Origin of the sequence: Pseudomonas arsenicoxydans (assembly GCF_006438915.1) — a bacterium.
In the GTDB taxonomy this organism is placed as follows: Bacteria; Pseudomonadota; Gammaproteobacteria; order Pseudomonadales; family Pseudomonadaceae; genus Aquipseudomonas; species Aquipseudomonas arsenicoxydans_A.
Map to the genome: position 1 here is coordinate 246299 of NZ_RCZE01000005.1, position 13515 is coordinate 259813.

The 13515-nt window shown below is 59.8% G+C and carries 13 protein-coding genes; 5 read left to right on the forward strand and 8 right to left on the reverse strand.

Going from position 1 to position 13515, the window contains the following annotated elements:
* Positions 1-48: 48 nt before the first annotated feature.
* From EAH78_RS12590 to EAH78_RS12600, 3 genes are read right to left on the reverse strand one after another with little or no spacing between them, the layout of a single operon-like run.
* The gene (locus EAH78_RS12590; protein WP_140667812.1) at positions 49-1050 is read right to left on the reverse strand and encodes an ABC transporter substrate-binding protein; all 1002 of its coding nucleotides are present in this window, start codon (positions 1048-1050) and stop codon (positions 49-51) included.
* 41 nt (positions 1051-1091) lie between these two features.
* On the reverse strand, positions 1092-1931 hold the full coding sequence (locus EAH78_RS12595; protein ID WP_140667813.1) for a pyrroline-5-carboxylate reductase family protein: 840 nt from the start codon (positions 1929-1931) through the stop codon (positions 1092-1094).
* 32 nt (positions 1932-1963) lie between these two features.
* Positions 1964-2623 carry a TetR/AcrR family transcriptional regulator gene (locus tag EAH78_RS12600; RefSeq protein ID WP_032833623.1) on the reverse strand — a complete coding sequence of 220 codons (660 nt, stop codon included), beginning with the start codon at positions 2621-2623 and terminating at the stop codon, positions 1964-1966.
* Between the two features lie 135 nt (positions 2624-2758).
* Here EAH78_RS12600 and EAH78_RS12605 point away from each other — a divergent pair, with 135 nt between their 5' ends.
* From EAH78_RS12605 to EAH78_RS12615, 3 genes are all read left to right on the forward strand, one after another.
* Positions 2759-4795 (forward strand): NADH:flavin oxidoreductase, encoded by a 2037-nt coding sequence (locus tag EAH78_RS12605; RefSeq protein WP_140667814.1) that lies wholly within the window; start codon positions 2759-2761, stop codon positions 4793-4795.
* Positions 4796-4814: 19 nt separating this feature from the next.
* A complete protein-coding gene (locus EAH78_RS12610) occupies positions 4815-5192 on the forward strand; it encodes a cupin domain-containing protein (protein ID WP_161599683.1) in 378 nt (125 codons plus the stop codon).
* A gap of 90 nt (positions 5193-5282) precedes the next feature.
* A complete protein-coding gene (locus EAH78_RS12615; RefSeq protein WP_140667816.1) occupies positions 5283-6434 on the forward strand; it encodes a M14 family metallopeptidase in 1152 nt (383 codons plus the stop codon).
* 52 nt (positions 6435-6486) lie between these two features.
* Here the strand turns inward: EAH78_RS12615 and EAH78_RS12620 are convergent, their stop codons facing one another.
* The 5 genes from EAH78_RS12620 to EAH78_RS12640 all read right to left on the reverse strand — a co-directional run bounded on the left by EAH78_RS12620 (position 6487) and on the right by EAH78_RS12640 (position 11941).
* Positions 6487-7032, reverse strand: coding sequence for a cytochrome b (locus EAH78_RS12620; protein ID WP_140667817.1), 546 nt, complete (start codon positions 7030-7032; stop codon positions 6487-6489).
* Positions 7029-8123 (reverse strand): catalase family peroxidase, encoded by a 1095-nt coding sequence (locus EAH78_RS12625; protein WP_140667818.1) that lies wholly within the window; start codon positions 8121-8123, stop codon positions 7029-7031. The genes EAH78_RS12620 and EAH78_RS12625 overlap by 4 nt, the downstream gene beginning before the upstream one ends.
* A gap of 122 nt (positions 8124-8245) precedes the next feature.
* On the reverse strand, positions 8246-9010 hold the full coding sequence (locus tag EAH78_RS12630; RefSeq protein WP_140667819.1) for an enoyl-CoA hydratase-related protein: 765 nt from the start codon (positions 9008-9010) through the stop codon (positions 8246-8248).
* 55 nt (positions 9011-9065) lie between these two features.
* Positions 9066-10391, reverse strand: coding sequence for a hypothetical protein (locus tag EAH78_RS12635; RefSeq protein ID WP_140667820.1), 1326 nt, complete (start codon positions 10389-10391; stop codon positions 9066-9068).
* Positions 10388-11941, reverse strand: a complete 1554-nt coding sequence (locus EAH78_RS12640) for an amino acid adenylation domain-containing protein (RefSeq protein ID WP_240051880.1) — start codon at positions 11939-11941, stop codon at positions 10388-10390. The genes EAH78_RS12635 and EAH78_RS12640 overlap by 4 nt, the downstream gene beginning before the upstream one ends.
* A 316-nt stretch (positions 11942-12257) precedes the next feature.
* On the opposite strand from EAH78_RS12640, the gene EAH78_RS12645 reads away from it, so the two are divergent.
* Together EAH78_RS12645 and EAH78_RS12650 are read left to right on the forward strand one after the other, a co-directional pair.
* Positions 12258-12764 (forward strand): RNA polymerase sigma factor, encoded by a 507-nt coding sequence (locus EAH78_RS12645; protein ID WP_140667822.1) that lies wholly within the window; start codon positions 12258-12260, stop codon positions 12762-12764.
* A complete protein-coding gene (locus EAH78_RS12650; RefSeq protein WP_140667823.1) occupies positions 12761-13513 on the forward strand; it encodes an anti-sigma factor family protein in 753 nt (250 codons plus the stop codon). The genes EAH78_RS12645 and EAH78_RS12650 overlap by 4 nt, the downstream gene beginning before the upstream one ends.
* The last annotated feature ends 2 nt before the right edge of the window (positions 13514-13515 follow it).

Below are 13515 nucleotides of genomic sequence, written 5' to 3' on the forward strand. Positions count from 1 at the left end.
CGAGGTTCAATGCAGCGCGAACAGGCGAGCCGCATCGACCCAAGTGGATTAAAGCGCAGCCTTGATTTTGCCGCTGGCTTCAGGGGTCACCCATTTAGTCCAGAGCGCTTCATTGTTTTTCAGGAAATACTTGGCGCCTTCCTCACCGGTGGCCTGGTTGTCAGTCATCCAGGCAATCAGTTTATTCACCGTCTCGTTGGACCAGGCGCGCTTGTTCAGGTACGCCATGACCGTTGGCGAGCGAGCGGCGAAGGTTTTGGTGGTGAGGGTGTAGACCCGATCAATCGGCCAGCCATTGGGTTTTGGATCAGGACAGTCAGCGACGGTATTGCAACGTTTCCACTCCGCAGCATCGACCGGATGGCCATTGTCCAGCTTCACCATGGGGTACTTGCCCAGTAAAGCGGTCGGCTCCCAGTAAAACCCCAGCCAAGGCGCCTTGCGCTCGTAGGCTTTGGCAATGGAGCCATCCAGCGCTGCGGCCGAACCGGTGTCCACCAGCACGAAACCGGCCTTCTCGAAGTCGTAGGCCTTATAGAACTGACTGGTGACCACGGTGCCGCCCCAACCTTGCGGGCCGTTGTAGATCGCGCCTTTTTTCTTGTCGTCAGGGGCCGGGAACAGTTCGGGGTGCTTTTTCACATCCTCGAAGCTTTTGATGTCCGGATGGGCATCGGCAATGTATTTCGGAATCCACCAGCCTTGCGAGCCGCCGTCGGATAACGAGTTTGCCGCCTGGATCAGGTTGCCACTTTGAATACCGCTTCTGGCGACCTCCGGAACCAGGTCGATCCAGCCTTCAGGTGCGATGTCAGGCCGGCCCTTCTCGACCATCGAGGTGATGGTCGGAACCGTATCCCCGGTGACCAGATCGGCATTGCAACCGTAACCCGCATTAAGAATCAGCTTGTCGACGTTGGCCATGACTTCAGCCGATTGCCAGTTCATGTTGGCAATCGTCACATCACCACACTCGGAGGCTGACACCCAACCGCTGAAGGCGACGATGCCGAGTGCAAGTCCCGTTTTCGAGAAAGACTTTAAATTCATAAACGCTAACCTCGATTGCGGCCAGAGTTAAGGAGGGCCAACTACCGCGTCATTGGACCTTCTTTCGTGTCAGCAGAATGGGCAAAGGGATTCATGGAACTGGCGACCGAGGCCGCTGAATCCAGGCCTGCTTTTATTGTTTTATCGAATCCGCTGGCGAGCATGGCGTCGAGACCTGCCGCCGTGACCCCGCGATAACTGATGAGCGCCTGCAAGAGTTCGTCGACGGAGCGCCCATTGCCAATCAACTGACTGGCTTGCACCACCACTGCATGGGAAGCGCGCTGGGCGATCGCCGGTGGCAGACCGCTGCTCACGGCATGCTGAAACAGGCTGCGAGCCAACAAAGCCGGGTAAGCAGGCCCTGTGCCGACCAACGCCGTCAGGTAGTTCAAATGGCTTTCGCTGAAGACTTCATCGGCACCCCCAAAGGTTTCGAACAAGCACTGGGCGAAGGCTTTTTGCTCTTCGCTGACCTGTTGAGTCGCCAGCCAGGGCGTATAGGATTTGCCGATTTCGGCGGCGGCATTGGCCATGGCGCGAATCACCTGCCGACTGCCGGTACGCTGCACTACATCTTCCAGAGAAACGCCTGCCATCAAGGAAATCACCAGCCGGTTTTCAGCGCAGATTTCTACCTCGGCAAACTGCTCGGGGCGCACGGACACGATGACCACCTCACAGCGCTCCACCAGCGCCTGGTTGTCGCTCGTTACGGTCACCTCTGACCACTTGGCACTCGTCAGCGGGTTGCTCGCACTGCGGTTCGAAAGCACCAAAGCCCCGGGCTGGACAAACGCCTTGTCGAGCATTGCCAGGGCAATCGAACGGCCAAGCCATCCCGATCCACCGATAATGCCTATCGTGGGTTCTTCGTTCATGTGAACCTGCCTTCGTCAGTCAGACGCTGCGATCAGTCCTGGGTCGACGATGAAACTTCATCCATCACATACCCATGGCGGGAGTAGAAGCGTTTCAACTCACGCTCCAGGGGTTCCTGGCCGGTGAAGATCTTCACGTACTCGGGAATCCGCCGCATTCGCTCCCCGATATCCTCTCGGGTGTTGGTGCTGATGTAGCCAATCTGTGTCAGGTAAATCGTGCGGGCCCGCACATCGGCCCCCTCATAGGTGTAGTCGAAGCGCATGAACATGCGGATCAAGGCTTCGCGGCGGGCAATGTCGGCCACGCGGATATGCTCGGACACTTCAGCGGACTGCAAGGCCCAACTGCGCATGGCAAATTCGAACTGTGAATCGAACAGATCGGGGTTCAGCCAACAGTCGAAAACATTCAGCATCGCTTCGGCAATGCTCTCGGCATAACACTCGGTCTGGGCGACCAGATTACCGGTGTTCTTCACCCGCCAACGCTCGATCAAAGCCGCGAGCAGCTCTTCGCGATCCTTGAAAAACCAGTAAAAGCTGGTTCTCGACAACCCCAGCTTTTTGGCCAGCGGCATCACCCGCACCGTGTCTACGCCGCACTCGGTCAGGCTTTCATACGCTGCATCGAGCCACCCTTCCAGTGACCCTCTCCAGCCGGTTTCTACTGCTTTGGTTTGTTCGTTCATGGCTCGATCCTAGCCGCTCACACAACACCGCGCAAGCAAAATGTACACCTGTGTCCATAGTGTTGACACAGGTGTACATTTCACCCTAACGTAATTTCAACACAGGTCCTTGCCCGCTTTCGGAGAGTCTTGACGATGCTGAATGATCCGCTCCTCCAGCCCTATCAGTTGAAGCACCTGACTTTACGAAATCGCATCATGACCACCGCCCACGAACCGGCTTATCCCGTGGATGGCATGCCCAAGGAGCTCTATCGCGCTTACCACGTGGAACGGGCGAAGGCCGGCGTGGCCTTGACCATGACCGCAGGTTCCGCTGCGGTTTCCCGGGACAGCCCGCCGGTGTTCAACAACATTCTGGCCTACAAGGACGAGGTGGTCGGCTGGATGCGCGACCTGAGCGACGCCTGCCACGAACATGGCGCGGCCGTCATGATCCAGTTGACGCACCTTGGCCGGCGCACGCGCTGGGACAAGGGCGACTGGCTGCCCGTGGTGTCACCTTCGTTCGAGCGTGAAGCCTCCCATCGCTCCTTCCCGAAGAAGATGGAAGACTGGGACGTGGAACGCATCATCAAGGACTATGCCGACGCTGCCGAACGGATGAAGTTTGCGGGCCTGGACGGTATCGAACTGCAAGCCTATGGGCATCTAATGGATCAGTTCTGGTCGCCACTGACCAACGACCTCGATGCCCCCTATGGCGGTTCCATCGACAATCGACTGCGCTTTACCTTCGACATCCTCAGCGCCATTCGCCAGCGCGTCGGCCACGAGTTCATCGTCGGCGTGCGTTATACCGGCGACGAGTTAATGCCCGGCGGACTGACCGCGGCGGATGGCCTGGACATCTCCAGGCGCTTGAAAGACAGCGGCATGGTGGACTTTCTCAATGTTGTCCGCGGCCACATAGACACCGACGCGGGTTTGACCGACCTGATTCCGATCCAGGGCATGCGCAACTCACCGCACCTGGACTTCGCCGGCGAGATTCGCGCCGCCACCGACTTCCCCACCTTTCACGCGGCGAAGATTCCGGACGTGGCCACCGCCCGCCATGCCATCGCCTCGGGCAAGATCGACATGGTGGGCATGACCCGCGCGCACATGACCGATCCGCATATAGTGCGCAAGATTATCGAAGGTCGCGAAGAAGATATTCGCCCCTGTGTCGGCGCCAATTATTGCCTGGACCGGATCTATCAGGGCGGTGCTGCCTACTGCATTCACAACCCGGCCACCGGCCGCGAAACCAGCATGCCCCATGACATTCCCAAGGCGGCGGGCAAACGCAAGATTGTGATTGTCGGGGCCGGCGTCGCCGGGCTGGAAGCGGCGCGAGTGGCGGCCGAGCGCGGCCATGAGGTGGTGGTGTTCGAAGCCGCCAATCAGGCCGGCGGCCAGGTTCGGCTCACCGCGCAATCGGAACGCCGGCGGGAAATGATCAGCATCGTCGAATGGCGCATGGCTCAGTGCCTGGCCCGCGGCGTCAGTTTTCGTTTCAATACCTGGGCCGAGGCCAGCACCGTCCACGATGAAAACCCGGACGTGGTGATCATCGCCACCGGTGGCCTACCCCATACAGGGATTCTCTCGACAGGCAATGACCTGGTGGTCTCCACCTGGGACATTATTGCCGGGGATGTGAAACCCGGGCGCAATGTCCTGCTGTTCGACGACGCCGGTGATCACGCTGCGCTGCAGGCTGCCGAGTTCATCGCCAGAAGTGGCGCAAAAGTCGAGATCATGACGCCAGACCGGACCTTCGCGCCGGAAGTCATGGCGATGAATCTGGTGCCTTACATGCGCTCGCTGCAAGCATTGGATACCACCTTCACCGTCACCTTCCGGTTGCTCGCGGTCGAGCGCGAGGGGCAGGATCTGCTGGCCACGATCGACAGCGATTACGGCAGTGCGCGCAAGGTCCGACGCGTCGATCAAGTGGTGGTCAACCACGGCACCCGACCGCTGGATGAACTGTATTTCGAATTGAAGTCCGCTTCCAGCAACGGCGGTGTGATCGAACATCAGGACCTGATCGTTGGCAACCCACAACAGGTGGTGACCAACCCGGCTGGCCAATTCCAGTTGTTTCGCATTGGCGATGCCGTGGCTGCGCGCAACACCCACGCCGCGATCTACGATGCCTTGCGACTGGTCAAGGACTTGTAAACCAACCCAGGTGAACAACATGCCAAGCGATGAAACACCTTCATGGAAAATTGCCGGGAAAAACGGCATCCAGGGGTCGGTTGAAGGCTCTCTTTATCACTCGTCCTCGATGGATGACTGGTTGCCGACACAGGCTGAAGGCTTCTGGATCAAACCGCTGTTCGAGGACAGCGAACGCGGCGAAAAAACCATGCTGATGAAAGTCGACCCTGGCGCCCAAGTTGCCAGTCATACCCATGAAGGCGAGCTGGAACAACTGTTCGTACTGGAAGGTTCCTTCTACGACCAGGACCGCACACTGAACGTCGGCGACTACTGTTGCCGCGCCCCGAACGCGGCACACAGTGCGGGCTCGGTGCAGGGGGCCGTCCTGATGGTGATCTATACGCGCCGATGACGGTTTCACGAGGGGCCGTTTTTTCCAAACGCCTAATCCCTTTTCAGCGTGTAAAGTAGCCGCCATAAAAATCATATTCAGGAACCGACTATGAGCGTGGCCAAATCTTCCTTTGACATCAGCGCAAACTTCGACAGCGGCAACATTGAAGTGCTGGACATCAGCAATCCGCTTCAAGCGCTGCTGGCCATCAAGCCCGACACTCGCAGCCCGCATTTTCAATGGTTCCACTTCAAGGCCAGCGGCCTGCACGTCGGTCAGGAGCATTGGTTTCGCCTGAACAACGCCAGCAAGTCTTCGTACAACAAAGCCTGGGACGGTTATCAGGCCGTTGCGTCGTATGACCACGTCAACTGGTTCCGCGTGCCGACTATCTTCGAAGGCGACTGCCTGCGCTTCAGCCTGGAAGCCACAGCCACCCACGCCTGGTTCGCCTATTTCGAACCTTACAGCCGTGGCCGCCACGACTGGCTGATCGAACAGGCACTGACCAAGGCCGGCACCGAGCTGCTGGCCACCGGCAAGAGCGTTGAAGGGCGCGATATTCAGTTGCTGCGCAAAGGTAGCGGTGCCGAAGGTCGGCGCAAGGTCTGGATGATCGCCCAGCAACACCCTGGCGAACACATGGCCGAATGGTTCATGGAAGGTGTGATCGAACGCCTGGAAAAGCACGACGACCCGGTGTTGAACAAACTGCTGGCCAGCGCCGACCTGTACTTAATCCCGAACATGAACCCGGACGGCGCCTTTCACGGTCACCTGCGCACCAATGCCATGGGCCAGGACCTGAACCGTGCCTGGCAAAGCGCCAGCCAGGAGATCAGCCCGGAAGTGCTGTTCGCGCAACAGCAGATGGAAAAATACGGCGTCGACCTGTTCCTCGACGTCCATGGCGATGAAGAAATCCCTTATGTGTTCACCGCCGGCTGCGAAGGCAACCCGGGCTTTACGCCGCGCATCGAAAAACTCGAAGAGCATTTCCGCAGCCATCTGAAACACCTGACCAAGGATTTCCAGACCAAGCACGGCTATACACGCGACGAGCCGGGAAAAGCCAACATGACCCTGGCCTGCAACAGCGTCGGTCAGAAATTCGACTGCCTGTCGTTGACCCTGGAGATGCCGTTCAAGGACAACGACGATGCGCCGAATGCGCTGACAGGCTGGTCCGGCAAGCGCTCCAAGCAATTGGGTAAAGACGTGCTGACCACCGTCGCCGATATGATCGACACCCTGCGCTGATTACCTCGCTCATGTAGCCGCTGGCGCAGTCTGCGCCAGCCGCTACAACGGATCAGCCGCGATCCTTGCCCCGCAACATGCTGTCCAGCACATCATCGCGCCGCACCCAACCGTGAAACAACGCCGCCGCCAAATGCAGCAGCACGGTCAAAAACAGCAGATACGCCAGATACCCATGGGCCTTGCGCAAATACGCAAACACCTGGGCGTTGGCCGGCAGGATCGACGGCAACTGGAACGAGTTGCTGAGCATCACCGGATCACCCGCCGCCGAAATCATCGCCCAACCGAGCAACGGCAAGACGAACATCAAGGCATACAGCAAGACGTGCGAGGCTTTGGCCGCCAGCGCCTGCCAGCTCGGCAAATCTGCCGGCAACGGCGGTTGTTGCGTGGAAAAGCGCACGAACAAACGCACGATCACCAGCAGCAGAATCGCAATGCCCAACGGCTTGTGCAGATGGATCAACCACTCATGACGCTCGGACACCGAGGCGACCATACCCGCGCCGATAAACAGCATCGCAATGATCATCAGCGCCATCAGCCAATGCAGCAGCCGCGCCAATGGCGCGAAATGGTTAGGTTGGGCGCTCATTGTTGAGCCTCCTGTTTAGCGGCGGGCAACTGACTGACTTCACTGGTGCGGCGCAAATAGGAACTGGCGTAACCGGCTGAACGCGCCGCGAGCAACGGGTCGTCGGAACCTTCGATACCGCTGGGCAGCACGAGCGGATCGTAGTTGATGTCGCGGCATTCGCCATTGAGTTGTGGCTGTGTGCGATCAAGCACCAAGGTGCCGGCATTCAGCACTTTGCGACCGTCGGGCCAGGCTTTGCTGGCGTCGTTGACCGGATCCCCCGGGTTCGCCAGCGTGATCATCAATTGCCAACGCAACGGTCCGGCCGACAAGCGCTGAACCAGGTCTTTCTCAAGAAAATCACTGCCTTCAGGCGCTGTGGCGCCCGCCGCATCCTGTGCCACCGGCACCATGTTCCAACGCACCGCCTGGCGTTGACCGGCCGCATTCACCAGGTAGAACGCGTTGACGCTGTTGTACGTCTCCGTCGCATAACTGGCCGAAGGCTTGGCGGTTTTGATCCAGGCCAGAAACGGCGCCGATTCCGGATGTGAACCAAAGAATGCCGGCACCGCCGCCGGATCAGGTTTCCCCGTGGCCGGAAGCGGCGACTGGGCTTGCTGCAACTGATAGAACGCTTCAGGCGTGCCCACCGGGAACACCGGCATGCTGTTCATCCCGGTGCGCCACTGCTGGCCGTTGGCCTGGGTGAAACGCAACGCCAGGCTGCGAATCGGTACGGCGCTGTCAGGCGCGTATGGATTGCCGGCAGGCAACGCGAACCGCCCGACCACCGGGGTCTGGGCTTCGCTGAACACTTGGGCAGTGGAATAATTGCGCGCTTCGCTGCTGCTTTCGAAATGCCCGATCACACACACGCCTTTGGCGTGATTGCGCCGGAAACCCGGGTGTACGCCGTTGTTGGTTTCCAGCACGTTGATCAGTTTTTTCGGCGTTAGTCGTTGTGGGTCAAAGGTGCCGTTGACGTAGGCAAAGGCCCCAGCCAGCGCGGCGACCACCACGGCAATGCCGGCCAGGCGTAACGTCAGGCTTGCGCCACTCAGCGGTGGCCGGGTGGGCCCGGTTGGCGGTGTTGAGCGATCAACCATGAAAGACTCCAGGGCCATCGGCCACAGGGGGAAGGAGCTATGAGACGAACGTCACGTAGGATTATTCCCCCTCAACTGTAGTTTCTTTCAAAGCGCCGCGAGCGACGAATAATCAAACCCCCTCACACGGGGTTAAAACACGCCTCACGTTTATCGAGAAAAGCTTGCATGCCTTCTTTTTGCCCGGGGGTTGCAAACAAACCGTGGAATGCCCTTCTCTCGTACAGCAGACCTTCGCGTAATCCGTGCTCCAGCGCGCGATCAACCGCTTCGCGCGCGGCCATGGTGGCGGTTTTGGCGAAACCGGCGATGGTCTGCGCCGCCGCCAGGGAGTCTTCCAGCAGGTCGGCGGCGGCAATCACTCTCGACACCAGCCCTGCCCGTTCGGCTTCCTGGGCAGACATCGAGCGACCGGTCAGGATCATGTCCATGGCTTTCGATTTTCCGATCAAGTGCGTGAGACGCTGGGTGGCGCCCATGCCGGGCATCACGCCCAGTTTGATTTCCGGTTGAGCAAATTGCGCCGTATCGGCAGCAAAGATCAAGTCGCACATCATCGCCAATTCGCAGCCGCCACCAAACGCATAACCGGCGACAGCAGCCAGCGTGGGGGTACGTAACGAGGCAAAGGCTTCCCACCCGGCAAAATAATCCTCATGGACCATGTCCAGATGGGACTTTTGGCTCATTTCCTTGATATCGGCACCGGCCGCGAAAAACTCATCGGTACCGGTCAGGACGAAACACCCCACCCCTGGATCCCGATCCAACCGTTGCAGGGTGTCCAGCAATTCGCGCATGACCTCATTGCTCAGGGCGTTCCGGGCTTGCGGGCGGTTGAGACGAATCAATACGACTCGATCATGACGTTCGATCAATGTGTGCATGGTGACCTCTTTGAATAATCGTTGAAGGGTTGAATGGCCAGCGCTCACGCTCAGCTCAGGAATCCCAGATCGCGCCGTAGGCTGGAATGCCGCGACTTTCCATTTCCTCGACCACACGCCGAGTCAGTGTCTGGTTGGAAATGCAGATCACCGCCTCTGCACCGGTCGCTTGAACCGCGTCATAGGCCAGTTGCACCAGATCGGGTTTGCCGAGCACATCGGTGTCCCAGATCAAGGCATCGGGCTCGGCCTTGAGAATCTCCTCCACTAGCTCGTCACCGTAGGTTTTTCGTGGGTTGCGGGTCGACCAGATCAGATGGATCGGCACCTGTTTGGCCAGCAGATGAGGCAGCACCGGGCCGATACCGCTACCGGTTGCGACATACACCACCGACTTGAACAGGGTTTCAATGTGCGCCACGCCTGCGGTGGTAATGCCTTTGACCCAGACGTGAGTCGGCATTTGCTCGATGAATTCGCCGGTCCAGTCCCCGGCCCGGGAAATGATCAGTCGAAAACCGGCCTGCCCCGGCGTGGGAATGTTGGCAAACGAATGCCACTCCAACAGCGGATTGAGACTGATGGCGTTGGACGAACCGGCAAACGGCGTGACATGCCCGAACCGGGCAACGACGGCGTGGGATGAAGTCCTGAGTAATTGCACCGGCACTTTGCGCAATCGCAACCAAGGCAACGCAATGCTGAACGTCAGCACCATCAGCATCCAGAAGGGCACCGAGGTGGCCAGCACCTCTTGCAGCGGCACTTGCGGGTTTTGATCACGGGCAAACAGAAGGGTCGAGCCCCAAAACATGACGAGTGCGGCCCAGCCACCGAAGCGGTGAGTTCGCTCGAACCCATTGTGGAAACGGGAACGAATCCAGGGATGCGCCATGGTCGCCACCAGCAGCAACACCCCCAGCAGCCCTGCATTGACCCAAAGCAGCGCTGTCGAAACGCCGCCTCTGCCGTCAATCCAATGCCATCCCATTGAGCCCAGCAATGCCACGAACCAACCAATGGCGGCCAAGGCTCCGCCACTGTGCAGGCCACCCAAGTGATAGACCCTGGCCAATGAGCGACGAATCATCAGCGGCCAATGGGTGGGGGCCCGGGTGGCCAGCCAGAACAGCAGATTGATGACGTATTGCTGGCGGATCAAAATCGCCATCGACAGATTCGCCAAGACCAGCCCCGCCAGCGTTTGCAGGGCCACACCGGAGGACGTCCACCATTGCCCGGCGTTCAACCCGTGCGCCAGCGCGGCTCCATTAAGTGCCAGGACCAGTGCCAGAAGACGGTTGTAATGAGAAAACACCGGCAGCGTTCCAAGGCGTCGCCACAGCGCACGCTTGGCGGGTAAACCGCTGGCGGTGCTCATGCGCTCACCTTCGGTACAGCATAGGCATCAAGGCTGGCCTGTTGCGCCTGGGCCAGCAGCAGCCACTTGTCGACTTTGCCCCGTGAAGTCAGGGGAATGTGGTCCAGAGCGATGATCAACGAAGGGACGCAATAGTAGGCGAGGCGCGCCTCGCAGCGACGTCGCGCCGCCTCGATGTCGGTGGACGCAGGGCTGACGAAGGCCACCAGATGACGACTGTCGAGTTTCAGCGTCACCGCTCGCTCGCAGGATCCGCATGACTCCAGCACCGCCGACACACTGTCGAGTTCGACCCGAAAACCCCGCACCTTGACCTGATCGTCGATGCGCCCCAAGTGTTCGAGTTCGCCCTCCTCCGTCCAGCGCCCCAAGTCGCGAGTCCGAAACATCATCCGGTCCTGACCAAGAAATGGGTCGGGCCGATAACGTTCGGCGGTGAGCGCAGCATTCCCCAGGTAACCCGCTGTGACGCAATCCCCGCCCGCCCACATCTCCCCTCGCACCCCAATGGCACACTGTCGACCGTCTTCATCGAGCACGTACACCGTGTTATTGGGCGTGGGTTTGCCGATGGTCAGGGGCCTTCCGGTCCGATAACGCTGCATGGTGTTGACGATGGTGGTCTCGGTCGGGCCGCAGGCATTGTAAAACGTGCAAAACGACGACCAGCGATCGGCCAGTGGCTGGGGGCACGGCTCGCCGGCAACGGCCACGACCTTGGCCTGTTGGCAACGTGCGGGATCGAGTGTGCCGAGAATCGACGGCGTGGCGATCAGCACGTCGCATTGCTCGGCGGTCTGAGCAATGTCTTTGCCCCGGATCATCAACGTCGCGCCATGCGCCAGGCAACCCAGGATCTCCCACGCGGCCATATCGAAGGCGATGTTCAGCATCTGCCCGACCTTGAGCCCAGGCTCCATGCCGAGGTTGCCCGGTTCCGTCAGCAGAATATTGCAGACATTGCGGTGGGTAACCCGAACGCCGTTGGGCTGCCCGGTGGTGCCGGAGGTGAACAACAGGAAGCACAGTTGATCCGGGGTCGTTGACGGCGTACCGGCCACGTTCAATTCGTCCGATGAGGTGGTTGGCACTGTCATGAAATCATCAAGGCAAATGCAGCGCTGAGCCGCTGTCAGGGGAATCTGCGACTCGAGGTTCGACAGCGTCAGCACAAGACGCGTGGCGGCAACCTCCATGATGTGGCGCAATTGCGGTGCCGGGGTGATCCCCACGTGCTGGGGAATGTAGGCCGCGCCCGCCTTCAATACGGCCAACATGCCCACCAGCATGGGGATCGAACGTTCCACGAACAGGGCAACGTGATCACCAGGCTGGACGCCCTGGCTTATCAACTCGGCAGCCAGTCGATTGGCCTGTCTGTTCAATTCGTTGTAAGTGATGGACTCACCTTGCCAAAGAGCCGCAACACCTTGCGGGTGGGTCACGGCGTGCGCTTCGATTGCTTGATGAATCAAGGAGAACGCGGGCTTGACCGTCGGCCCACGCCCCATTGTCTGCCAAAGGTCCTGATCAACAGCAGTCGCAGGCATCGGCGAATAGGTCAATGCAGGTTTGAGGGTGATTGAGTGCTCTTGCATGTCAAAAATCTCATCGGGCTCAATGTTTAAGCTCAAGACCGGACGGTTGCGCCGAGCCGATTCACTGGCTGGACGCAATGCCGCTTGCGCTTGTTACGGGGGTTGAGCCACGACGTTTGACGCCATTACATGGATTACAACCAAAGAGGAACGTTCCTACGAAATACAGGCCGTGGGATTTTCTTTTACGCTAGAGGGAATAACCTGCGTTAGACGGCGTCTTCCTTGTGACTGCCGCCCTTCACTGACTCAGAACCCGCCCTTTCCCATGAACGATATCGACGAACAACTCAGAGAAATCATTCCCAGGCTCCGGCGTTTCGCCGTGTCACTGACGCGCAATCCCAGCAGCGCCGACGATCTGGTGCAGTCGAGCCTGGAGCGAGCGCTGTCGAGTTGGGCGGACAAACGTCCTGAAGGCGACCTGCGCGCCTGGCTGTTTTCGATACTGTACCGGCAGTTTCTGGATGCCCACCGCCGTTCCCGGCGCTATGCGCGGATGCTCGAATTCTTTACCGGGCGTGACGACGCACAGCCATCGGTCGAACGCACGGTGATTGCCCAATCGACGCTGCAAGCCTTCGACCGGCTCACCACCGAACAGCGCGCCTTACTGCTCTGGGTGTCGGTGGAAGGTTTGAGTTATAAAGAGGTCGCCGAGATTCTCGACGTCCCCACCGGCACCGTGATGTCCCGCCTGTCTCGCGCCCGCCAAGCCTTGCGCCAGCTCAGCGACGGCGAAATCACCAGCCCTTCTTTGCGGATACTCAAATGATCAGCATGCCCCCGAGCGAGCGTGACCTGCACGCCTACGTCGATCACCAACTCACCGACGCCGACCGACGTCTGGTGGAGACGTATCTGGCCAGCAACCCGCAAATGGCGGCGCAAGTGCGCGCCTGGCAGCACGACGCCCAACAACTGCGCGCGGCCCTGAGCGGCGCCCTGCACGACACCGCCAACCCGGACCTCGACCCGGCGCTGATTCGCCAGCGCCTCAAACGCCAGTCGCGCCGCCATCTGGCCAGCGCAGCGGTGCTGTTGATCGCCGTCAGCGTCGGTGGGTTGAGCGGCTGGCAAGCGCGCCAAATGACCCTGCCCAGCCCCCCGTTGCCGATGACCGATGCCCTGCAGGCTTACCGGCTGATCGCCCAGCAAGGCATCCTGCCGGCGGACTACAAAGTCAGCGACGATGGCGACATGCAGGGTTGGCTCGACCGCTATTTTACCCGCGCCAATCGCCTGCCAGACCTGTCAGGTTCAGGCTTCAAACCGGTCAGTGGCCGTTTGCTCAGCACCGAACAAGGGCCGGCGGCGATGGTGGTTTACGAGGATCAGGGCGGGCACAAGATCAGCTTCTACGTGCGGCCACCGGGACCGAAAAACGTCTTCCTGCCACGGGGCAGTCGCAGCGATGGCGAGTTGCAGGCCGAGTACTGGTCGGGCAGCGGCTACAACTACGCAATGGTCAGCCCCAGCGATACGCCGGCGGCGAAGATGCTCAGGCAGACGGAGCAGTTCTGAAC